Below are 23,086 nucleotides of genomic sequence, written 5' to 3'. Positions count from 1 at the left end.
AGTTGGCACGCATCGTGCTTTACTTAGAGTGACCCTTATTAAGCCGAGGGTCACCTAGCCAACTGACGTTGTTAGTGAATACAAATTGTTCACAAGTATATACCGCCAATCACGTTTATTGTGATTGGCGTTTTTTCTTTCTAAAGCCCGATGATATTCACGTCGCTGCCCGTCTCATCAGCTTCTCCGCACTTGCTGTAACAACTAGGTTGTCTTGGACAAACCGCCCCTCTGGAGCAGATCAACCTTGCTTGGGTTTGAATCCCGCGCTCTATCCAGTTGATGTTTAATATCTTAGCGATAGTCGTTAAGTCTTTTTTGATGTGGGGAGGAATAACACTACTTCCGCCGGAAGCGACACAAAGGGACTTAAGTTCTTCCGCTATGGAAACGGCATCGCCACCTTGTGCAGAAATGGCAGGGTTAAGATCAATACCGGCACATAGCACGCGATTATTCCCCGCAGGGTCAAATACGTTGACCGATTCGCAGCAGTAGATACGTGGCTCGTCGCCAACATTTAAAATCGAAATTTGCGCTGAACTGGTATCCAAAGGCTGAGAAAGGCGTCGGAATACCGCCCAGTGCTGGCAAGGGTCGTTCACTTTGCGCATGTTGCCCCAAGGCAATGGAATACCATTTCCGCGATACACGGCTTTTAACTTGCCGGGGCCATAGGCATCAAAATAGTGCCAATGAGGGTAAGGCGAGACCACCGTCATGCGACGCATTGCAACAGAAGGAGAAACTCCCGCCTTTTTGTGAACATCAATCTCGTAACCAGAACGGTCAAGCAGCTGACGAAAGGGTACTTTGGGGCAGAGTAGGGCACCGGCAAAGAAGCTGGACTCAAAATCACGCCAAGCTTGCAGGATATCTTGCGAATTGAGTTCAGAGTTCGACACAGGGCTGTCCATTTGCTCCCAATTGTTTTGATGCCCGATAGATAAAACGTTATTCATTGCATCGCTGCTATGGAGCACTCGATGGCCGATATATACCGCCAAGTCATACTTCAATCGGGTTGGATAGTCACGCATTCGTTTATTGAGATAAATAGTCCCAGGTGGCTCCATGAAAGACGTAATCAACTGTTTGGCGCTGACGCCCAGTTCATCAATCACATCTTGTGGCGCTCGATCTACCCAGCGGATATCCAATCCCATACTCTTTGCAATGTCTACGAGATCTTCTACAGATAGATTCAACCGCTTCAAGCCGACCTCTTCGGCGGCGCGCTCTAAATCAGGAAAATGGTTTTGATGGTTTTCTTGGTGTGCGCGGATCAGTAAGTGGGCGAATTGACGCCCCGTGATACCTGTTTGGGAGAGCATTTCTGGTATCGCGATTTGAAGAATATCATTGGAGAATAGGAAGCTCGGCTCCAACGCCATGCCACTAATCCCACCACGATTCCCTTTGTTGGGTGTGATGGCTTCTAATTCGGGTTCATCATCTAAAAACCACGCCGGATCTTTTTGAAAAACTTCCGCGATCACTTCGAGCATATCGATACTCGGTACGCGTTTTCCGCGCTCAATCATCGAAAGGTAAGAAACCGAAGGAGCGTACTCTGGATTAATTCTTACGCAACGGGCAGATAAATCTTCCATCGTTAAATGGTTGTTTTTTCTTAGATTACGAATTTTCGTACCAAGAAAATGAGACTGACGAATAAGGCTTTTTGACACAGACATTTTGTAAAATTCACATTGTAAAATTTTTGTTGTGAAATTGTAGTCAATATTTCGCTAGTCTACATAATGAGCAGGCAAGGAAATTAACCATCCACTTCACAGAATTGCCTGAAACTTAAATAAAGGATTTAAGTTTTTACTCTAGGACGAGTTTTTAAGTGCGAGGATATGACGATGAATATGCTGAACTTCGATAAAAAAGAGATGCAACAACAACAACGCCCATTTATCGCTGAAGCCGTATTTGCCGTCGAAGCGGTAAGTGCTGAGCAGCAGAGTGAGAAACAAGTAAAAGCGAAGCAACTGCTTGACCGCATGTTCCCATTGGAGAACGGGTCGCACCAAGATGTATCAAGTTACGTGATTGATTACCGCCATGTTTTGGCTTATTTCAAAGACGGTACACACAGCGGCCTGAAAAGCCCAAAACACTTCGTGGCGTACACTGGTGAAAAGGAAGAACCAAAGTCTATTTTGTTCAAAGATGATTCGGGCAATCATGTAGAAGTGCTGTTTGGCTGTCATAAAGGCACTGGTTGCGTGGAATTAGTGGACATTGACGATATTCAATTGGAAACTCGCACGACGTTTCATCCTGAACTAACTGGCAATTCTCCAACCGCGATGCGCCATTGGATAAGTCTAATCAAAGGCGACAAAAAAGGTAAGCCGATGGCATGCAGTGAAGATAAAGAATATACCGCAAAAAATGGTGACGACTACATTCTAAGTTACTGCTACAGCGTCGATTAAGATACTCATGATTGGATATAAAAACCCCGCACTTTACGTCGCGGGGTTTTCTTTTTCATCGTAAAAGTCGTTTTCGCTTAGTCAGTTTATTTAAATTGGCATCACGCGGTTACGACCGAGTTGTTTTGCTTCATAAAGCTGTTTATCGGCTTTATTGATTAAGGCTTCAGGCGTATCACCCGGCTCAAATTCTGCTACCCCAAAAGAAGCGGTAATGCTGTGAACTTGTGTGCCTGAGCGCTTATCTCTGATACGCAGTTTTTCTATCATCCGGCGTAGTGTGTCTGCATATTGGCGAGCAATTCGCAGAGATTTGTTAGGTACAATTAACGCGAATTCTTCACCACCAAAACGGTACGCACATATCCCATCTCGACAACTTTGTTGTAGCCGGCGGGCAATGGCTTTTAATACTGTATCGCCAAAAAGGTGCCCGTAATTGTCGTTAAATGATTTGAAATGATCGATATCAAGCATGATCAAGGTCATTGCCTGATTTGATGTAATAAGTGAAGAGAGATCTTTGTCAAATGCTCGGCGGTTGTATAGGTTTGACAAACCATCGAACAACGCATCTTGCTGTACTTCAGCCAGTTGGTTTTTGAGGCGAGAAATTTCTTCACTCGCGTTAGTCAATTGGCTATTCAAAAACTTTGTTGAGTGACGAATTTCGTGTGACTCTGCGACAAGTTGACGAATCACTACCATCACTTCTTCAATGCTTAGGCTATTGTCCTCAACTTTTTCCAGTTTATTAAAGCTTTTGTCTACCATCTCAGAAAAGGAGGAAGTATCTGAAATCGTATCGCTCATTGAACTGGATACTTCGTGTAGCAGAACTTCTACATTGGTTCTAAGATCTTCAAGGCTGGTTTCTGCTTTGCTGGCCACATAGTTGTTGTAAAGCTGTTTATTGGTTGCTGGCGGGCAAATACCGTAGTTTTCTAACACCATGTCTAACTCAAAGTTGAGTTCTGGAATGGTCTTGTCAACGTAGGTATACCAAAGCGCGTAGTTGGCTGGCGTGGCAGCAACATGGTTTTTGATCATCAGTGGGACCGCTTTTTTTAAATTAGCGGTTGATTTCTTAAACTCGTCGGTCATTTCTGCGATGGTACTAGCAAAATGGGATTGGGCTTAGATTAACGGATATTAACTAATGTCGCTTTAATTTTTATCACTTTTGCATGGTTTATATAGAAAATGAGTGATTAAGATCGTGATCAATACCGTTGGATTCGAATTTTATAAAATATCAGTATGAAACATGTACAGGCATTTGGTGGTATTGCGTGTTTTGAGATATCCAGCAAATGGATTCTGTGTAAACGTTAGTAACCTAATGATCGTCAAACTCTCGCTTTCGTATAAAAGCAAGTAAATCAAAAGGCTTAACGTCAGGGTCTCCGTGAAAAGAACTCGTAGACGAAGAATTAACATCTGAGGGTGCGAATTGAAAAAGAGAATAGGACTTTATTGGTTCACGAACGACTTGCGATTGCACGACAACCCACTGTTGAAAAGCGCCAGTGTAGAAATGGACGAGTTAATTTGCTTGTATTGCTACCCTTCAATGACGCCTTACTTGCATCACTTTGCGCAGGAAGCCTCTTTCGGGCGCGCGAAATTGCAGTTTCTCGACTCATCGCTTAGTGAACTCAATCAATCTTTGAATCACCTTGGTCAGCGATTATGGGCGGTTGAACTAACGCCCGATCAAGCAATCAAGTATGCTGTTAATCGCTTCGGCGTCACACATATATATGCTGACGCCTTTCCCGGTTCGGATGAGCAACAAGCGTTAGATCGCGTAGCTGAAGGCGCTTCTCATGTAAAAATAAAACAGCAAGCAATCCGGACCCTGTTAAGGGAAGAACAACTGCCATTTGACTTGAGCAATCTGCCTACCACTTTCACGCAGTTTAGAAAGCAAGTTGAAGGTTTAGACATCTCTCGGCCCCAGGAGAGTATCCGTTCGTTACCTCCAATTCCTTTAGGTGTGAATCTTCCTTCCGTTACTGCATATTACTTTGACGCAAAAGCTGCGTTTCATGGTGGAGAAAGCCGCGGGCTTGAACATTGTCGCCAGTATTTTGCTTCCACACTAGCCAGTGAATACAAACAAACACGCAACGGTTTAGATGGCATGGATTACTCCACCAAGTTCTCTCCTTGGTTAGCTCATGGGTGCGTTTCTCCGAAAACTATTTATGCCATGTTGAAACGTTATGAAGCGGAGAATGGTGCAAATGATTCAACCTACTGGATTTACTTCGAACTGCTTTGGCGTGAATACTTTTATTGGTATGCCCGTCGACACAAGCGACAGCTCTTCCGATTCGGTGGCATCCAAAATCGAGCACCACTCACCAGCTTTTACGCGCACCGTTTTCAACAATGGAAGAAAGGTGAAACGCCATTTCCTATCGTCAATGCGTGTATGCACCAACTTAATGAAACGGGTTATATGTCGAATCGTGGCAGACAGTTAGTCGCCAGTTGTTTGGTGCATGAACTTAGCCTCGATTGGCGTTATGGCGCGGCGTACTTTGAGTCACAACTGGTTGATTACGATGTGGCATCAAACTGGGGAAATTGGCAATACTTAGCAGGCGTTGGTGCTGATCCGCGTGGTTCACGACAATTCAACCTCGAAAAGCAAACCGAAATGTACGACCCGCACATGGAGTTCATCGATAGGTGGCAAGGTCGTTGTCCTGGCGCGCATTTGGATAGTGTAGACATGGTCGATTGGCCGATTGTGATGGGTAGCAGTAACAAAGCTTCGTCATCGGAGAAACCGTAATGCAATTTGAAACCGTACGATTGATCTTGGGCGATCAACTTAACAGTGAGCACTCTTGGTTTCAGCAACCGGATGAGCAAGTGCTTTACCTGATTGCGGAGCTCAAGCAAGAGAATACTTACGTCACGCATCATATTCAGAAAGTGTGTGCGTTCTTTTCCGCAATGGAACAGTTTGCGAAAGAGCGTCAGAGTGAAGGTCACCAAGTTCTGTACCTCACATTGGATGACACACAATCCTTCGACGATCTTGAGCAAGTCTTGCAACACTACGCGAGTGAAGTTGGTGCAAGTAAGTTTGAATATCAACGCCCGGATGAATACCGTCTTCTGGAGCAGTTAGCCAAACTAAAGCTTGATGGGGTCGTGACGCGTTGTGTCGACTCGGAACATTTTTTGTTGCCGTTTGAGGAAATAGAATCGCAGTTTCCTCAAGGTAAACACATCATGATGGAGCACTTTTACCGCCGTATGCGCAAGCGCTTCGACATCTTGATGCAAGACGGAAAGCCCGTCGGCGGAAAATGGAATTACGATGCCAATAATCGTAACAAGCTCAAAGCCAAAGACATTGAACAACTGCCACAACCTTTGATGTTCAGTACTGACATCCACGGCATTATTGAGCGGCTGGCACGACATGACATCAAAACCATCGGAAATCTCGAAGGGGACTTGTTGTGGCCGATTAATCGCGCGCAAAGCCTCTCTTTACTCGCGCATTTCTGCCAAGTCTGTCTGCCGTTATTCGGACGTTTTCAAGATGCCATGACAGGCCAGCACGACGCTAAGTGGAGCTTGTATCACAGCCGAATTTCATTCTCGCTTAACAGCAAATTACTGCACCCGAGAGAAGTCATTGATGCTTCACTCAAGGCATTTCATTCCAACGCGGACATCGACATTTCTCAAGTTGAAGGGTTTATTCGCCAAATCTTAGGATGGCGAGAGTACATTCGAGGGGTCTATTGGGCGAACATGCCTCATTACCCGAAAAACAACGAATTGGGCGCAGAAAGAAAGCTGCCAGATTTCTTCTGGAGTGGTGAAACTAAAATGGCTTGTATGCGCAATGCGATTGGGCAGTCCCTCGATTACGCCTACGCACACCACATCCAACGATTGATGGTCACTGGTAACTTTTGCTTGCTAACCGAGATCGACCCAGATCAAGTGGATGAGTGGTATCTCGGTATCTATGTTGATGCGATTGAATGGGTCGAAATGCCGAACACACGTGGCATGGCATTGTTTGCGGATGGCGGCATTGTTGGCACCAAACCTTACGCGGCGAGTGGTTCTTACATCAACAAAATGAGCGACTACTGTAAGGGTTGCTATTACGACAATAAGGCGAGGAGTGGGGAAGGATCGTGTCCGTTTAACAGCCTTTATTGGCGCTTTATGAACAAACACGACAAGCGCCTCGCAGCCAATCCACGAATCGGGATGATTTTCCGCTCTTGGGACACCATGGAAGAACAGCAGCGCCAAGCGATACTTGATACCGCAGAGCACTACATAGAAAACGTGGAGAACTTGTGATGGAAATACTCATCGTCGGTGGCAATGGTGGAATTGGTTTGGCGATGGTGAGAGAAGCCGCAGCTCGGTTTCCTCAAGCTCGCGTGCATGCCACTTATCGTAAGCAGCAACCAGATTGGCAACACCCAAATGTCGTTTGGCATCAAGTGGATGTATCGCAAGACGAGCAGGTAAAAGCGTTCAGTGAGCAGATTGAACACGTCGATTGGTTGGTGAACTGTGTTGGTATGTTGCACACCCAAGAGAAAGGTCCTGAGAAGAATCTTAGCTCGCTCGACGCAGACTTCTTTCAGCAAACCATCACGGTTAATACTTTGCCAAGTTTGCTGTTGGCGAAATACTTCACGCCCAAGCTAAAGCGCAGTACTGCACCCAAGTTTGCGACCATTTCGGCCAAAGTTGGCAGCATTAGCGATAATCAGTTAGGTGGTTGGTACAGCTATCGAGCATCGAAAGCCGCATTAAACATGTTCCTAAAAACCATGTCGATCGAATGGCAAAGAGTGGTCAAACATGGCACGGTGCTTTCACTTCACCCTGGCACCACAGATACCGCTTTGTCGGCACCTTTTCAAACCAATGTCCCAGAGGGAAAGTTGTTCACGCCAGAGCGAGTTGCTAAGGATTTATTAGGCTTGATAGAAAAAGCAACCCCGCAAGATAGCGGGGCGTTTTGGGCTTATGATGGGACGTTATTACCTTGGTAAGAGAACGCGTACAAACGTTAATACAAATGAAATAACATACTCCAGAGAGGGTCGGAGTGACCTACGTTTTCGTTGATTTATTTCTTCGGCAACGCTCAGAACAATAAACGATTTCCTCCCAATTTCGCGCCCACTTCTTTCTCCAAGAAAATGGGCGCTGACAGACCGGACAGACTTTCATGGGAAGGTTGGATTTAAAACCTTTCATCGCGCTGAATGTTCACTCCTAATTTGGTTAAAACTACTTATCAAATAGGTACAGGTAATCGCCGTAGCCTAAACTCGCCATCTTGTTCACAGGTACAAATTTCATCGCAGCAGAGTTCATGCAATAGCGTAATCCCGTCGGCTTCGGACCATCTTTAAACACATGACCTAGGTGTGAATCACCAAACTTACTGCGGATCTCCGTTCTAGGGTAGAGCAGTTTATAATCGGTTTTCTCCACGATGTAACCCGGGTTAATTGGTCGAGTAAAGCTTGGCCAACCTGTGCCAGATTTGTATTTATCAGTAGAAGAAAATAGCGGTTCACCGGTCACAATATCCACATAAATTCCCGCTTCTTTGTTGTCCCAGTATTCATTATCAAACGGACGCTCCGTGCCTTCTTCTTGCGTCACGTAATACTGTAGCTCTGTTAAGTTTGATTTGATTTCAGACTGAGCAGGTTTACTGTACGCTTTCACTTTCGAAAGCAGCTTTTTTTCTTCAATCAACTGTCGAAGTGTTTTAGGACTTTCTTTTCGATCTTCACCAAATACTTCGTCGAGATATTTATCGCGACCTGATGCGTAGCGGTAGTATTTGTACTTCAAGCTACTCTTCTTGTAGTAATCCTGATGGTACGACTCCGCAGGGTAAAACTTTTCAAACTCGATCAGCTCTGTTTTCAACGGTTTTGGATAGATCATCGCCTTGTCGATTTCCATCATAAACTGCTTAGCAATCTGCTTTTGCTCCGCATTATGGTAGAAGATCGCTGGACGGTATTGAGGACCACGGTCAACAAATGAACCTTTATCGTCGGTAGGGTCGATATGACGGAAGAAGTAGTCCAGCACTTGCTCGTAGTTCACGACAGCAGGATCGTACTTCACCTCAATCACTTCAATATGACCAGATTTACCAGAAGAGACTTGGCGGTAAGTCGGGTTTTCAATATGACCACCTGAATAACCTGATACAACATCGATTACGCCGGGCAGTTGCTCTAAATCCGATTCTGTACACCAGAAACAACCGCCAGCTAGCGTTGCGATTCTTGTATTCTCTGAAGCCTTCAGCTTATCCATCGTATCGGCGGTACCTGTTTTACTCAATAGTAGAAACAAGACTGGAAGTGCGAAGGAGAAACCGGCCAATAACTTAGACATATTCTTCATAGCTACCTCATCGTTATTTTTGTAGAAAGTGTTACTTAAATAAAAAGTGTTACGTATAGAGAAAGGTAACCGAGCGAAAAAATTACAGTAATGTTGAAAATTCCGTTGCCCTTTTATGCGATAGAGCTAAAGTATCGACAAGAAACATACCGCTAGTAAGGGCAACGATGCCTTGAATAAGCGATGCTAAATGAGGTAAATCATGCAAGCTGAAGTTAAATGGATAGAAGATTTTAAATTCCTTGGGCAATCTCAGTCGGGCCACTCCGTAGTGATGGATGGCAATGGTGGTGCAACCGCACCAAGCCCAATGGAAATGGTACTAATGGCTGCTGGTGGCTGTAGCTCTGTCGATGTTGTTGATGGTTTGAAAACAGCAGGCCAAAAGGTTTCGTCAGTTAATGCCAAGCTAACCACAGAGCGTCGTGAAACCGCGCCGCGTATCTTTACGCAAGTGAATATCCACTTTGAAGTGTCAGGTGACGAGCTTGACCCAGAAGTCGTAGCAAAAGTGGCGGCTGACTCGCTAGAAAAATACTGCTCGGTTTGCTTAATGCTAGGTGAAGGTGTTGAGATGACCCACAGCTGGGAAATTGTGTAAGCCGACAGACTCCACAAAATATAAAAACAGGAAAGAGAAAAGTCCGGGCTTTTCTCTTTTTTTATTTCGCAGTTCACGTACCTTGTGAAGAATCTGAAAGCAGTAATTGCAGGTTGTAGGAGTCTTCCAGTGACAGAACTAGAAAAAATGATGTCTGGCCAGGTCTTTGATGGCATGGACAAAGAAATTGACGCCATTAGAAGCCATGCTCTTCAAGCACTTAGAGCGCTCAATAATAACACCGACGAAAGTCAGCGCGACGAATTGCAAAAGCAGCTATTTGGCAAGGTAGGCCGTTGTATTGTCCAGGCCCCTTTTCATTGTGAATTTGGTAAGACCATCGAAATAGGTGAAGAAACCTTTATCAACATGAACGTGGTCATGCTCGATGGTGCCAAAATTACCATCGGGAACCACGTGCTCATTGGACCGAGCGTGCAATTTTATACCGCTTCTCATTCTGTTGATTACCGCAGTCGCCGACGTTGGGAAACGTTTTGTAAACCCATCACGATTGAAGATGATGTGTGGATTGGCGGTAACTCCGTTATTAACCAAGGTGTAACAGTTGGCGCTCGCTCGGTGATTGCAGCGAACTCGGTAGTCAACCATGATGTGCCGCCAGATTGTCTATACGGAGGCACGCCAGCTAAGTTGATTCGTCGTCTCAACGAAGAAGAGTAGAGATCAGTATGCAATAACACTGGCGATTAGAGAGTTCTGACTGAGCTCTCTTCGTCGAGTACATCGTTATATTTTAATGTTAATTTCTCATTCAATTGCTAAAAGAACGGCACCAATTGATAAAGTCAGGGCAACGACAACAGAGTTAACAATGATAATACCCAGTAATAGAATCGACAAATAACGATACCATTTTGGTACTTCTCTAGAAATATTAGGTAATTTTCGCTTTTCACCTGAGCTAGGTTGAACGATTAAACGAACAAACATCAATGTTCGGAAAAATGCGTAAGGCCACCCTGTGAATAAAGAAAGCTCAAATTCATTAAAATATGGTTTTTTAAAATAGTTCCCAACAATCTCCTTCGGCATCAGAAAGTGCATGACACCGATAAAAATGGTTTGTAAGAAAATAATAATCACACCAGTCATTAAAGTGTAAAAAAGAAATGTGATTACTTGCTGCATATAGACTCTATTCCAGTACTAGCGACTAAGTTTGGCTTGCTTTCAATTGAATTATAAAAGCTTTTTGCCACTTTACCGGATGCATAACCTACAGCCGGTGAACCGGCAGCGAGTACAATGGCAGTCACCCAGCCAATAGGGTTTGATACTAAAAATAGACCGACTAACGCGCTGGTACCCATTCCTACAGCTGTGCTAGTTATTGACTCAACAAAAATTTCATTCTTCTCATGTTGGTCTTGTGTATTCGCAATCTGAATGCAGGAAGCCGTCAGACCAACACCGACTAAAACATGTCCGCCCACTTTAGATGCTTGAGCTATTTTATTCAGTTTTTCGGCTTGTTTAACTATATGAGCATTCGCAGGTAACCCTCAACTTCGAGCGATGCGGATAGACTCGTAAGCTTTTTATTATCAAGTGATAAATTTAGCCTTTCATATGGAGTACCATACATGTTTAATATAATTGATGATAAGTTATCATGAGTTTTTATTTTATACTCAAATAATCCCGACACAGAGCACCTCTAGCTAATAATTTGTTTGTGCAGATACTAACAAAAAACTATATTTAAAAAGGTTTATTTTTTGCCTTCTAGACTTTCATTTTAAAAAGTTACAAATTAGCTGATGTATTTATTATTTGTATGAAATTGTTAATGTGATTTTTTACATTTAAAGTGTGATATTAAACTTGGTTGGATAAGTGAAGGTCATACATGATTTGCTAGTGATAAAAAACCTGCGATAAAAAATACAAGTGCTAACATTGTAGAGTTTATGATAATTACCCATATTATTATGAAGGATAATAGACGGTACCACCTAGGCACCTCTTGGGATACATCGGGTAACTTTCGTTTTTTACCTGAGTTAGGTTGAACGATTAAACGAACAAACATCAATGTTCGGAAAAATGCGTAAGGCCAACCTGTAAATAGAGCTAGTTCGAAAGTGTTAAAATAAGGTTCTTTAAAGTAGCTATTGACAATGTCTTTTGGCATTAAAAGGTGCATGATACCTATAAAGAATGTTTGAAAAAAAATAACTAATACACCAGAGAACATTAAGTATCCAATAATGTTCCAGATCAATTGCATATTGCACCTATCCTTATAATAAACCGATGCTTTTTCAAAGGTTTTATCCTAATTTTTATCATGAAGAAATAAAGAGACTAACAGATAACCTATATCTTAGCTATGAATGTAAGGCCGTTTTGAAGGAGTGTCGAGAACGAAAATAAGAACTATTTTATTGATTTTTATGTAAATATAGTTGGTCGTGTATAAAATTGATAACGTGAAATGGCGAGATGTAAGCCTTGCACAACTAACAAAGGTTGGTTAAACAAGGCTAATAATCGGTTATGGATGAATAACGATTTGTTGCTCCTCTGTCATCACAAGTGTCGCTTTGCTTTGTTCGATAAGTTGGGCAGCATAAGAAGGGGTAACTGCCTGCATATCACCTTTAGATCGAAGAGTTAAAGACTCCCACGCTTGATCTCGATATTTCCCTGCTTGGGTGTATTGAATCAGTACTTTCATAGCTTCACGCTCCGGTGTGGTTGACGTGCTACTTAAGTTAACGATCTTAGGTTGGTTGCGCATCTGTTAAAAATGAAACATTAGTTTAACTAAATGTGCCTTTCCAAATATCTCGCATTGAGCAGAGCAATGTAGAATCCTTGTGATGGAAGGATGAAGAACACTCAATCTTTCGATTCATACTGCGCAATATAATGTTTGAGAGATTTGGTTTCCGCACTCTGAAACTCTTCATCGTGCATACGCAGTGCTTGGATACGGTCGAGGCGGAACTGGCGGTAGTCATCGCGCAATTCGCACCAGGCGACCAGCGTCCAGACTTTGCCCCAAAAGAACTGGCCTAACGGTTGGATTTTTCTTTCGGTCACTTGTCCGCTTTCATCTTGGTAATCCAAACTGACCTTAAACTGATGATCAATCGCATGGCGCAGAAGCTGCCCTCGTTTGGCAGTCTCGGATTGGGTGTGATAATCGGGCACAATCAGCGGACAATCTTCCACTTGTTGCTTGAGCTTATCGGGCAATACCGAAAGTATTTTGGTGGACGCAGAGTGAGACGCTTCGGCGAGTTCGGCATCCGACCAAGCTCGAACCATCCGCATACCCAGTTCAAGCGCCATCATCTCTTTTTCTGAGAACATCAAAGGCGGCAGATGAGAGCCAGCTTGCAATAGGTAGCCAACACCTGCTTCACCTTGAATAGGAACACCAGAACTAAGCAACGACTGAATATCGCGATAAATCGTACGTTCGCTAACTTCCATTCTTTCTGCGAGCTCTTTCGCTGTCACGGCGTAACGCTTTGCGCGCAGAAGCGTCAGTAGCTCAAACAGTCGTTCTGATTTGCTCATGATGTTCCTTATCTAGACCTACTGGTTGTTAGTGGTAGTGTGGCTGATTACTTCTCTAGCTCACTGCACATTTTTAAGTTGTGATGTTTAAGCTCGAAGCTTTCGCAGTCAATCATTGATAACAGAGGCTGAAATTCAGCGGCTTGGTTAATCTGTTTTCCCGCCTGTTTGGCATCGTCCATTGAACGCCAGTAAATGATGTCTGTCCACACATCGTCCGTAGCTTCGTGACTGAGCGAGCGATACAAAAAGCCCGGCAGATTCTTCACAAACGTTTGTGACTGTTTGGCAGCGGCGATCACGTCTTGCTCTGTTGTGCCTGCGGTTAGACGAAATTGCACAGTTTCGATAACGGTTTCCATATTGTGATTCCTTATTGGTTTGGTTTTGGCGGATTGCCTGTTGAGTTCCAAATAAGGTTACGCGGATGGAATGTCAGAACATGTCAGTAGTGAAATCTCACTCACTTATCATCAATATGGTTATTTTTCTGGGCTGTTGTAACGATCCCAATAAGGTAAATCTGTGCCGAGTTTTTCACTGATAAAATCGATAAAGGCTCTTACTTTCAACGGCATGTGCTTGCGCTCAGGAAAAACCGCATAAATGGCGTGTTCTGGTAGAGAATACTCTTCCATCACCGGTTTTAGATTTCCTGCGGCAAAGTCTCTTCCTGCAATAAATGTTGGCAGTTGCGCAATGCCCGAACCTCTTAACAGCAACTGGCGAATGGCTTCGCTGTTATTGACGATAAAGTTTCCTTTTGGAAGCACCTTGTATTCGCTGCCGTTGTTGATGAACATCCATTCGACGCCGCCACGGAAATAGGAGTAGCGCAGGCAGTTGTGACTGACTAAATCACTTGGTTTTTGTGGTGTTCCAAACTCCGCTAAGTAATCTGGCGAGGCACAAAGCACACTTTTACAAGGGGCGAGGCGTTTTGCGATTAGATTGGAAGAGGTGAGTTCACCAATACGGATCCCCAAATCAAAACCGTCTTTAACCAAATCGACCATTTTGTCTTCGAGGTTTAAATCCACTTCAATTTTCGGGTAACGAGCGAGAAACTCGCTGATCAAAGGCGCGATATGCAGCACACCGAAAGACATCGGCACGGTAATTTTGAGCCGACCTTGTGGAGAGCCTTGCAGTTCAGATACCGCGTCTACGCCTTGCTGGGCCAGATTGAGCGCTTGAGAAGCGTACTCAAAATAGCGTTCTCCCGCTTCGGTCAGGCTCAGCTTACGCGTAGTTCGGTTAAGGAGACGAATGCCCAAATCGTCTTCTAGTTGGTTGATGCGTTTGCTGATCGCCGATTTCGTCAGATTCAGCTGTTTGGCCGCAAGGGAAAAGCTGCCGCATTCGACAACAGCAACAAAAACGGGCAGGGAGGCAATCGCGTTCACATCAATCTCCTATTATCGTGAAGCATTTATTGTTGAGCACAAGGATACAATTAATTTCCAATTATAGAGATTATCTTCAAGAAGAAAACAATCTAGACTATGCACCAGTATTACGACCTTGATTTTGGGAAGAAGAAAATGAAGTACGATTGGATCCTGTTTGACGCTGACGAAACCTTATTCCACTTTGATGCTTTCAAAGGTTTGCAGCTTATGTTTTCTCGCAAAGGCGTAGATTTTACTGAACAAGATTTTGCTCATTACCAAACCGTAAACAAACCGCTTTGGGTGGATTACCAAGACGGCAAAGTAACGGCAGATGAGCTAAAACATAAGCGTTTTACCGAGTGGGCTGAGAAGCTGAATACCACAACAGCAGATCTCAATAGCGCATTTTTAGAAGCAATGGCCGATATTTGCAGCTTGTTGCCAGGTGCAAAAGAGCTGATGGAAGCGCTGCAAGGCAAAGCCAAAATGGGCATCATCACCAACGGTTTTACAGAGTTGCAAGCAATTCGCCTTGAGCGCACAGGGATGACTGAGTACTTCGATAAAGTGGTGATCTCTGAACAAGTGGGCGTAGCAAAACCGGACTTAGGTATTTTTGAATACGCGATGCAGCAAATGGGCAACCCATGCAAAACGCGCGTACTGATGGTGGGTGACAACCTGCATTCCGATATTCTGGGTGGTAATAATTTTGGTATTGAAACTTGCTGGTTAAATACCACAGGCGCAAGCGTCGATGAGCGTATCGCACCAAATTACACCGTTGAGTCTTTGAGTGAACTAAAGAACATTTTGGTGGCGTAACCGAATCGGGTATTATTCCGTAGTAACCCTCAGAAAAATCAAGGAATAATCATGTCAGATATCAAACAGCTAGACAGCAAAGTCGTTTACCAGAATAAGTGGATGACGGTGCGTGAGGACAAAATTTTACGTCCGAGCGGCGCAGAGGGCATCTATGGTGTGGTCGACAAACCTGATTGTGCTGCGATTCTGGCTATCGATAACGGGATGATTCACTTGGTTCAGCAGTACCGTTACACCGTAGGTCAACGTTGTTGGGAGATCCCACAAGGGGCGTGGGAATCAAATCCTGATGCGGATCATCTTGAGCTTGCCAAAGGCGAGCTGCGTGAAGAAACGGGCATGCAGGCGAGCGCCATGGCGTATGTCGGCGCGCAGTTTATCGCATACGGCTTTTTGAATCAGACATGTCACGTCTACTTCGCCAGTGATTTAACGGCCGTGGGCAATCAACTCGACAGTGAAGAAGAGGATTTGATCACTCGCGCTTTTTCTGTTGAGGAGTTCGAACAGATGATGATCGACGGCACGATCAAAGATTGTGTCACCATCGCCGCTTATGGTTTGGCGAAGCTGAAGAAATTCATTTAGTTATCCATGACGATTTTTAATGAAAACAGCGGCCTATTGCCGCTGTTTTTAGTTTGGGTGAGTTCGTTGAGCCATCGCTTACTCGTCGATTTTCTTACCTAAGATTTCCACTTGCGCTTTTTTGGTCACCCCCGCGACTTGCAGCGCAGTGCTGCCAACCGATTCATAGTTCAACTCGATTTTGTCTAACTTCGCGTTATCTTTTGTTGGTAGGCTTAAGCTTCTTGATGACATGCCTTTAGTCAGAACACCTAAACTGTCGAACGTCTTTTCCTGACCATCTTTCATGATTACTTTAACGCTTTTCAGATCGACCGTACCTTGTGTACATTTGATTTTTATGTGGCTGAAACGAGCGTTAGCAAATGGTGACAGTGGATTGACTGTGTCGGTTTCCGATTTAAAACTGACGGTTTTATCTGCAATCTTATCCCAATCGTTGTCTCCTGCAACCGATTGGAAAGAGGCTACAGCCGCTAAAAGACAGAGTGCGATGGTGTTGAACAGTTTCATAGCTTTTCCTTACCTTAGGTTTAGATATTCTGTTTAATCAGTTCGATGACGTGTGTGACTTCGTCTTGAGTTAAAGCCCCTTCTTTCACGAATAAAATTTCGCCTTGTTTATTTTGTACGATAATCGCAGAACTTTCTTGCTGTAGATCCCAAGTTGTTGCTAATACGCCATTTTTGTCTAACACCATGGAAGACCAAGAGAATGTCTTTTTGCTGTCCTCTGCCGACGATTTAACAAATGTACCGGTTCCCCAAATGGCGTCTTCTTGGTTGATCACGGTTGTGGTCTGATACTGATCTTCAGGAAAGTGAGCGGCAGTGATTGCTGACATCAGCGGCGCGTTCATCTCTTTGGCTTTACTACGACCTGCAATGGCTTGTATCACACGGACTTTGCCTAACATCTGCTGAGTTGCCCAAGGTTGATAAGCCACATCGTCTCCTTGCAGCGTCATTTCGCCATAGGTATCAATGCTGACGGAAGGGGTGGTTTGACCGACAGAAAGGTTATGAGAGAAGGCGAGTGTCGGGGCGAGTGCGAGTAAGAGTGACAGAACAGATGGAGTTTTCATTGGGGGTTCCTGTAACGAAGTGAGGTTAGAGCGAATCAAAATAAGGGGCAAATACGATGCCCCTTATCGGATGTGGCGTTTAGTTAGAAAGTACAACGCGCGCATTTAGCGGTTGCAGCGGACGATTGTTTTGTCCCATGACTTCCATCAGTTTCGCGGCTTGATCTTTGGATAAGGTTTGAGTGTCTTTAAGCACAAACCAGCGCACACCTTCTGAACATGGCGGTGTGGTTAAAGAGCCGTTAAATCGATAGTAGTTTGCAGTTTTTGGCAGTAAGTCGTTAATCTCAAACGTATCTTTAAAGAACGTGGTTTGATTCTCTTGTGGGATTGCGTTGATCAGTTTAGACAGTGCTGCGTTTTGATCGCCAGCATCAAACATCACCGAAATTACCGCCAACTCGCCGTCTGCGTTGGCGTGTACAAAGTGCGCTTCAAGTGGATATTGGCGGCCTTTGATTTGGTTTTCTGATGGTGTGTGGAAATGGAACTGTTGCAGCTCGAACGTCTCGCCATCGATGGTGAAGCTGTTACGTCCGTTCACTTGCGCTTGCAGCGTATGACCATTGTTGGTTAAACCAATGACCTGACCAGTGTACGAAAGGTTCAGTGCTTCCAGTTTTGCATCGGCTGGGTTGTCGATGTTGATTGGGCTTTGGTTTTTCGTGGTTGCGCAGTCTTTGGCGATTTTTCCCCAGTGCTCTGGCCCGTGTTTGTCATTGCCATAGCCCCATTCCGAAGCCTGAGCTGCGCTTAGAGTGAGAAGTGAGAGTGAAAAAGCAAGTAGTGTTTTGTTCATAATAATGTCTCTGTTCGGTCGCTTCGATAAGCGTTGTTACAAGGCAATGACCTAGAGGTTTGATCACTGCCTGACAAATTAGAAACGGTGGCTGAGTTGGGCACCAATTAGGAACGCATTTGAATGGGTCACGCCCGTCACCATAGGTGCAGGAACACCTTTATACGCGTACTCTTCTACGTTGACATCTTCACCAATCAAGTACGTCATGCCGATGTCAACCGTGGTATCTGATGACCATTGGTAAGATGCGCCCGCAGATAACCAGTGACGGTTCGAATCTGGAATAGAAAGCGAAGTCAGCTCATCGACAGGTGTTTTGTCGAACATGTAACCCGTGCGAAGTGTCCAACGTTCATTGGCGTACCAAGTCGCACCGATGGAGTAGTGCGCGGAGTCTTGCCACTGAAAATCTTTTAGCAACTGATCATCAGCTTTCAAGCTGTCAAATGCTGACCAACCAATCCACTGCACAGAATAGTGCAGGGCAAATTTAGGTAAGACGCGGTGATAACCGGAAAACTCCGCAATATCCGGTAGCGGCATAGCAAGCGAGTCGTACGATTCGCCAGCAAAGTGGATGTCGCCCTTGGCATCTATGTTAGGGCTGTGCTTGTAGCTTAAACCTAAGCGATGACGTTCGTTAAACTCGTACATCATGCCAATGTTCGCGCCAAGCCCAATGCCGCCAGCTTCCACATCAAGTGCGTTGCCTTTTACGGATCCACAGCGTTGTTCTAGTTCGTTTCCAAGTATGTTCCCACCAACGCAAACACCCACGTCCATATCGCGGTACAGCTCACCAGAGCCGTAAATCACATCAATACCACCACCGATACTAAAACGGTCGTTCACCTTGTATGCCAAGCTTGCGCCAAAGTTGACACTCGCTACGCTGGTGACACCGCCAAAAACAGGTGCGCCATAGTTTGGTTTAAACTCCATGTCGGTTCCGAAGTTGGAATATGCCGATAAGCCTAGATACCAGTCGTCGTTGATAGGGTGAATAAAGTAAAAATTGGGTACAACGGCTGGTTGACCAACGCCATCGATGTCATCAATGTCGGTCACGGTTTGAGAGAAGGACGGGGTAATGTCAACTTGAGGGGACGGAGGAAAACCACCCATACCAACATTGACATCCGCATTAATGTTAGCTCGATGATATTGCGCATTTTTAACGGTAACGTCAGGTTTGACGTAAGTGACACCGAACGATAAGGCATTTTGTTTAAACAGCGTCATCGCTGCGGCGTTGCGGCTGATTACAGACGCATTATCACCAATGACGGCATCACCAGCAAAAGCACGACCAAGACCCGTCGCAGAATGTTCGTTAATTTGAAAACCACCGGCATACGCCGTCGAGGAGGCTAACCCGATTAATAAATAAATCGGTGAAAGAGTGAATTGTCGCTGCATGTTTTTCTCATGAATTAATTAGAAGTTGTATTGCAACGAAAAGAAGTAAAATAAACAAATCTGACCAGTACATTTAGGGGTAAAACTAACAGTATGTTGACAATAAATAGATTTAAATTAATAAATATTTATTGATGAATTTATTAATGGTTCATGTCGTGAATATTGTGATTATTTTAAGTGTAAATTAAACTCTGAGCCTCTGTTTTTATTTTTGCGGTATTACTTCTCTATTTTTATTGTGCTGACTGTTCCCTAACAAACAGAGGCAAATCCAGCGATAAAGTGTTCGTGATGGAAACTCTGAGTCATTTGTATTTCCATTGCATCCCAACGTTGGTAGTTCGAATCAGCAAGAGAACTATCGTTTTAAACCCACATGACACACTCCTCTCGGTCTTACCTGTGTTATGTGGGTATTTTTTATTTAACTTATCACTTAACTCCTCTTGAAATTCAATAATTAAAAATGGCTATAATGAAATTTAAATTGATGGAATGTTGAATAATTTTGGATTTTACTGGTTTGTTGGTATTTAAAAGTTTTGTTTATAATACTTATAACTTGAATTTCTATATTAAAAATGATCTTTGTTATATTTATTGAATGATAAAGTTTTGAAGTGACTATAATATCTCGGATTTTTCACGTTAGTGATTTTATTCCTTCAGTATCTTGACGTTAATTTACCTATCTTTACGTCTCGTACCCTGTACGGCTAGGACAAATAGCAGTATAAAATCAAAACGATTATTTACTTCACTCCTGCTATGAAACTCAATAAAAAATGGCTCGTTTTGTGTGGCCTACTCGCTATTGGTGCTGGTGGTTATCATTATCTGCAACGTCCAGAACCCATTTCTCCTTACGCGACAGAAGTCGTGCGCAAAGGCAATATCGAAAAGGCGGTATTAGCCAACGGCATGTTGCAAGCGTCCAAATTGGTGAATGTAGGTGCGCAAGTATCTGGGCAAATTCAACGCCTCGCTGTGAACTTAGGGGATGAGATCAAACAGGGGGACTTGATTGCACAGATTGACAGCCTGACTCAGCAAAACAGCCTCAAAGAAGCCCAAGCGTCTCTTAATAGTCTCAATGCTCAGTATCAAGCTAAGCAAGCGCAGATTAAACAAGCAAACTATGAATTCGTGCGCCAAAAAGGCATGCTAGCGGCGAAAGCGAGCTCACGAGCTGATTACGAGAATGCCGAAGCGACGCTCGCCATCTACAAAGCCGAGTTAGCGCAACTGGATGCCGAAATCGAGAAAGCCAAAATCAACGTCGACAATGCGCAGTTAGATCTCGGTTACACCACCATCAACGCACCGATGGATGGCACGGTGGTCTACACCGCGGTGGAAGAAGGACAAACCGTAAACGCCAATCAAACCACGCCAACTATTATCGAGTTAGCCAAGTTAGATACGATGACAGTGAAAGCCGAAATTTCGGAAGCCGATGTGATTTTTGTTCACCCAGGCCAAACGGCGCTGTTCACCATTTTAGGCAAACCGAATCAGCAGTTTAAAGGCACATTGCGCGCCATTGAGCCGGGGCCAACCATCATGGATGGCGATGACAGCGATTTGAGCATTTCAGATAGCGACGCCATTTACTACAACGCTGTATTTGATGTGAAGAACCCGCAAGGTATTTTGCGCATCGGCATGACTGCGCAAGTTTCGATTGTCCTTGAGCAATCGGAAAATACCTTGATTGTCCCTTCACAAGTGCTGCAAAAATCTGGCGGCAAAGGCAACTATACCGTGCCAGTTCTTGAACAGGGCCAAGTGGTGCAAAAGCCCGTGACAGTGGGTATTAACAACAAAGTGAACGCAGAAATTCTCTCAGGTTTGAAGGAGGGCGACCAAGTTGTTCTTGGCAATGCCATGGATGGAGAATCATCAAGCCGAGGTGATCGTCGTCGACCTCCAATGAGGTTCTAAGATGAGTGACGTGCTTTTAAAAGTTGAGGATTTAACTCGACGATTTGTCTCTGGCGACGAATCGCTTACTGTGTTGAACCACATTAATTTAGAGATAAAACGCGGTGAAATGGTCGCGATCGTGGGAGCATCAGGTTCAGGTAAATCGACGCTGATGAATGTGCTCGGCTGCTTGGATAAACCGTCCAGCGGTCGATACTTCATTAATGGGCAAGATGTCTCGACGTTGGAATCTGATCAACTGGCGGAACTACGCCGCGAGTATTTTGGCTTTATATTCCAGCGTTACCATCTGCTGGGGGATTTAACCGCGGTGGCAAACGTGGAAGTACCGGCGGTTTACGCGGGAGTTCCTCATCGTCAAAGAACGGATCGAGCGCAGTCACTATTGGCTCGCTTGGGGCTGGAAGATCGTTTGACCCACAAGCCCAGCCAACTGAGTGGTGGCCAGCAACAGCGCGTGAGTGTTGCTCGTGCACTGATGAACGGTGGTGAGGTGATTCTCGCTGATGAGCCCACTGGCGCATTAGACAGTCACAGTGGGCAAGAGATGATGGCACTGCTTAAAGAGTTGCATCAACTTGGGCATACTATCATCTTAGTGACTCATGATATGAACGTGGCGAACTTTGCGGATCGCATCATTGAAATCAAAGATGGTGAAATCATTGCAGATACGCCAAATGCACAAGTTGTAATCAATGAGCAAGCAGCAAAGACACCGAGCGCATCTTTTCATCGCCCAGCGCAAGCCGCCAGTAAGTGGTGGAAGTGGGACAGTTTTATTGACGCGCTAAAAATGGCGCTGCTGGCGATGTCTAGCCACAGAATGCGCACGTTTTTGACCATGCTCGGCATCATTATTGGTATAGCCTCGGTGGTTTCCGTGGTGGCACTAGGTAATGGTTCACAACAGCAAATTTTGTCGAATATTTCATCCATGGGAACAAACACCATTGATGTCAGGCCGGGCAAAGGGTTTGGTGACCGCCGCTCCGGACGAGTGAAAACGCTAACCGCCGACGATGCTAAATCGTTGGAGAGTCTACCTTTTGTCGACAGTGTCACGCCGTCTTTATCCAACAGCTTAACCGTGCGTTACGCCAATCAGGATGCAACCGCGTCTGTGGAAGGGGTTGGGGAAGATTATTTCCGTGTGCGCGGTTATGAGATTGCCAAAGGTCAGTTTTGGGATGAAGAGAGCGTGAACTCACTCGCCCAAGAAGCAGTGATTGATGACAACACCAGAAAGGAAATGTTTGCGGATAGAAATCCGATTGGTGAAGTGATTTTTCTTGGTTCATTGCCAGTGCGTATTGTGGGTGTCACGCAGAAAAAAGAAGACGCGTTTGGTAACAGCGACGCGCTGAAAATTTGGGTGCCATACACCACTATGTCGGGACGCATGATGGGACAACGCTACCTCAACGGCATTACTGTACGGATTGATGAGAACGCCCCAAGTGCGGCGGTAGAGCAGAGCATCATCAACTTGTTAAAAATGCGCCACGGTACAGAAGATTTCTTCACGATTAACACTGACACCATTCGTCAGAGCATCGAGAAAACCACCGCAACCATGACGTTACTGATCTCAGCGATTGCGGTGATCTCACTAATTGTCGGCGGAATTGGCGTAATGAACATTATGTTGGTGTCGGTGACAGAGCGCACGAAAGAGATCGGTGTGCGAATGGCTGTGGGTGCGCGGCAAGCGGATATTTTGCGTCAGTTTTTGATTGAAGCGGTACTGGTGTGTTTGTGTGGTGGCATTGCTGGTATTGGCTTGGCGTTTTTGATTGGTTTTGCATTCAGTACATCTGGCAGCAGCTTCCAAATGATTTACTCAATGAACTCGATCATCTGGGCGTTTATTTGCTCAACGTTGATTGGCATCGCTTTCGGCTTTTTACCCGCTCGCAATGCCGCCAAACTCGATCCGATAGAAGCGCTAGCGAGAGACTAAAAATGAGTAA

24 protein-coding genes are annotated in these 23,086 nt (G+C 44.7%); 10 read left to right on the top strand and 14 right to left on the bottom strand.

All coding sequences use genetic code 11. From position 1 onward, the window contains the following. Positions 1–140: 140 nt before the first annotated feature. Positions 141–1,697, bottom strand: a complete 1,557-nt coding sequence (locus R7E38_RS08505) for a DUF3612 domain-containing protein (protein ID WP_080773721.1) — start codon at positions 1,695–1,697, stop codon at positions 141–143. Between the two features lie 174 nt (positions 1,698–1,871). Here R7E38_RS08505 and R7E38_RS08500 point away from each other — a divergent pair, with 174 nt between their 5' ends. Then, complete coding sequence (locus R7E38_RS08500) at positions 1,872–2,450, top strand: hypothetical protein (protein ID WP_226083325.1); 579 nt, start codon at positions 1,872–1,874, stop codon at positions 2,448–2,450. Positions 2,451–2,540: 90 nt separating this feature from the next. On the opposite strand, the gene R7E38_RS08495 is transcribed toward R7E38_RS08500, so the two are convergent. After that, on the bottom strand, positions 2,541–3,554 hold the full coding sequence (locus R7E38_RS08495) for a GGDEF domain-containing protein (protein WP_054728615.1): 1,014 nt from the start codon (positions 3,552–3,554) through the stop codon (positions 2,541–2,543). 349 nt (positions 3,555–3,903) lie between these two features. On the opposite strand from R7E38_RS08495, the gene R7E38_RS08490 reads away from it, so the two are divergent. The 3 genes from R7E38_RS08490 to R7E38_RS08480 are packed head-to-tail and all read left to right on the top strand — an operon-like array spanning position 3,904 to position 7,507. After that, a complete protein-coding gene (locus tag R7E38_RS08490; RefSeq protein ID WP_226083336.1) occupies positions 3,904–5,256 on the top strand; it encodes a DASH family cryptochrome in 1,353 nt (450 codons plus the stop codon). Next, positions 5,256–6,800, top strand: a complete 1,545-nt coding sequence (locus tag R7E38_RS08485; protein ID WP_226083339.1) for a cryptochrome/photolyase family protein — start codon at positions 5,256–5,258, stop codon at positions 6,798–6,800. Before R7E38_RS08490 ends, R7E38_RS08485 begins: the two co-directional genes overlap by 1 nt. After that, the gene (locus R7E38_RS08480; protein ID WP_017819732.1) at positions 6,800–7,507 is read left to right on the top strand and encodes an SDR family oxidoreductase; all 708 of its coding nucleotides are present in this window, start codon (positions 6,800–6,802) and stop codon (positions 7,505–7,507) included. The genes R7E38_RS08485 and R7E38_RS08480 overlap by 1 nt, the downstream gene beginning before the upstream one ends. A 61-nt stretch (positions 7,508–7,568) precedes the next feature. Here R7E38_RS08480 and R7E38_RS08475 read toward each other — a convergent pair whose 3' ends face one another. Both R7E38_RS08475 and msrB read right to left on the bottom strand, forming a co-directional pair. Next, a complete protein-coding gene (locus R7E38_RS08475; RefSeq protein WP_005374142.1) occupies positions 7,569–7,715 on the bottom strand; it encodes a DUF2256 domain-containing protein in 147 nt (48 codons plus the stop codon). A 33-nt stretch (positions 7,716–7,748) separates the two neighbouring features. Continuing rightward, complete coding sequence (gene msrB, locus R7E38_RS08470; RefSeq protein WP_005374134.1) at positions 7,749–8,891, bottom strand: peptide-methionine (R)-S-oxide reductase MsrB; 1,143 nt, start codon at positions 8,889–8,891, stop codon at positions 7,749–7,751. 202 nt (positions 8,892–9,093) lie between these two features. Here msrB and R7E38_RS08465 point away from each other — a divergent pair, with 202 nt between their 5' ends. Then, positions 9,094–9,492, top strand: coding sequence for an OsmC family protein (locus R7E38_RS08465; protein ID WP_005374132.1), 399 nt, complete (start codon positions 9,094–9,096; stop codon positions 9,490–9,492). Between the two features lie 129 nt (positions 9,493–9,621). Then, positions 9,622–10,176 (top strand): sugar O-acetyltransferase, encoded by a 555-nt coding sequence (locus tag R7E38_RS08460; RefSeq protein WP_042523386.1) that lies wholly within the window; start codon positions 9,622–9,624, stop codon positions 10,174–10,176. 87 nt (positions 10,177–10,263) lie between these two features. Here the strand turns inward: R7E38_RS08460 and R7E38_RS08455 are convergent, their stop codons facing one another. The 6 genes from R7E38_RS08455 to R7E38_RS08430 all read right to left on the bottom strand — a co-directional run bounded on the left by R7E38_RS08455 (position 10,264) and on the right by R7E38_RS08430 (position 14,453). Next, positions 10,264–10,644: a hypothetical protein gene (locus R7E38_RS08455; RefSeq protein WP_005374128.1), complete on the bottom strand. Its 381-nt coding sequence runs from the start codon at positions 10,642–10,644 to the stop codon at positions 10,264–10,266. Beyond that, the gene (locus R7E38_RS08450; RefSeq protein ID WP_226083341.1) at positions 10,632–10,949 is read right to left on the bottom strand and encodes a hypothetical protein; all 318 of its coding nucleotides are present in this window, start codon (positions 10,947–10,949) and stop codon (positions 10,632–10,634) included. Before R7E38_RS08450 ends, R7E38_RS08455 begins: the two co-directional genes overlap by 13 nt. 1,064 nt (positions 10,950–12,013) lie before the next feature. After that, the gene (locus R7E38_RS08445) at positions 12,014–12,196 is read right to left on the bottom strand and encodes a hypothetical protein (protein WP_021035913.1); all 183 of its coding nucleotides are present in this window, start codon (positions 12,194–12,196) and stop codon (positions 12,014–12,016) included. 164 nt (positions 12,197–12,360) lie between these two features. Continuing rightward, positions 12,361–13,047 (bottom strand): helix-turn-helix transcriptional regulator, encoded by a 687-nt coding sequence (locus R7E38_RS08440; protein ID WP_005497912.1) that lies wholly within the window; start codon positions 13,045–13,047, stop codon positions 12,361–12,363. 47 nt (positions 13,048–13,094) lie between these two features. Continuing rightward, a complete protein-coding gene (locus R7E38_RS08435) occupies positions 13,095–13,409 on the bottom strand; it encodes a hypothetical protein (RefSeq protein ID WP_176311409.1) in 315 nt (104 codons plus the stop codon). Positions 13,410–13,529: 120 nt separating this feature from the next. After that, a complete protein-coding gene (locus tag R7E38_RS08430; protein ID WP_005384329.1) occupies positions 13,530–14,453 on the bottom strand; it encodes a LysR family transcriptional regulator in 924 nt (307 codons plus the stop codon). A 138-nt stretch (positions 14,454–14,591) separates the two neighbouring features. Here R7E38_RS08430 and yjjG point away from each other — a divergent pair, with 138 nt between their 5' ends. Next, complete coding sequence (gene yjjG / locus R7E38_RS08425) at positions 14,592–15,266, top strand: pyrimidine 5'-nucleotidase (RefSeq protein WP_005374109.1); 675 nt, start codon at positions 14,592–14,594, stop codon at positions 15,264–15,266. Between the two features lie 51 nt (positions 15,267–15,317). Continuing rightward, entirely contained in the window at positions 15,318–15,857 is a 540-nt protein-coding gene (locus R7E38_RS08420) for an NUDIX domain-containing protein (protein WP_176311410.1), read from the top strand. A gap of 78 nt (positions 15,858–15,935) precedes the next feature. Here the strand turns inward: R7E38_RS08420 and R7E38_RS08415 are convergent, their stop codons facing one another. The 4 genes from R7E38_RS08415 to R7E38_RS08400 all read right to left on the bottom strand — a co-directional run bounded on the left by R7E38_RS08415 (position 15,936) and on the right by R7E38_RS08400 (position 19,163). After that, positions 15,936–16,370, bottom strand: a complete 435-nt coding sequence (locus tag R7E38_RS08415) for a hypothetical protein (RefSeq protein ID WP_005480927.1) — start codon at positions 16,368–16,370, stop codon at positions 15,936–15,938. A gap of 20 nt (positions 16,371–16,390) precedes the next feature. After that, positions 16,391–16,942 carry a YtfJ family protein gene (locus R7E38_RS08410; protein WP_005374105.1) on the bottom strand — a complete coding sequence of 184 codons (552 nt, stop codon included), beginning with the start codon at positions 16,940–16,942 and terminating at the stop codon, positions 16,391–16,393. 79 nt (positions 16,943–17,021) lie between these two features. Next, positions 17,022–17,741, bottom strand: a complete 720-nt coding sequence (locus tag R7E38_RS08405; protein ID WP_005374104.1) for a carbonic anhydrase — start codon at positions 17,739–17,741, stop codon at positions 17,022–17,024. A 78-nt stretch (positions 17,742–17,819) separates the two neighbouring features. After that, on the bottom strand, positions 17,820–19,163 hold the full coding sequence (locus R7E38_RS08400) for an OmpP1/FadL family transporter (RefSeq protein WP_226083344.1): 1,344 nt from the start codon (positions 19,161–19,163) through the stop codon (positions 17,820–17,822). Positions 19,164–19,934: 771 nt separating this feature from the next. On the opposite strand from R7E38_RS08400, the gene R7E38_RS08395 reads away from it, so the two are divergent. Further along, positions 19,935–21,110, top strand: coding sequence for an efflux RND transporter periplasmic adaptor subunit (locus R7E38_RS08395; RefSeq protein WP_021821302.1), 1,176 nt, complete (start codon positions 19,935–19,937; stop codon positions 21,108–21,110). Position 21,111: 1 nt separating this feature from the next. After that, positions 21,112–23,076: a MacB family efflux pump subunit gene (locus R7E38_RS08390; RefSeq protein WP_064369486.1), complete on the top strand. Its 1,965-nt coding sequence runs from the start codon at positions 21,112–21,114 to the stop codon at positions 23,074–23,076. Positions 23,077–23,086: the final 10 nt, after the last annotated feature.

It is taken from the genome of Vibrio sp. Vb2131, from assembly GCF_033338535.1.
In the GTDB taxonomy this organism is placed as follows: Bacteria; Pseudomonadota; Gammaproteobacteria; order Enterobacterales; family Vibrionaceae; genus Vibrio; species Vibrio alginolyticus.
Note: the sequence above shows the minus strand (reverse complement) of the source record. Positions and strands in the feature narration are given on the sequence as shown.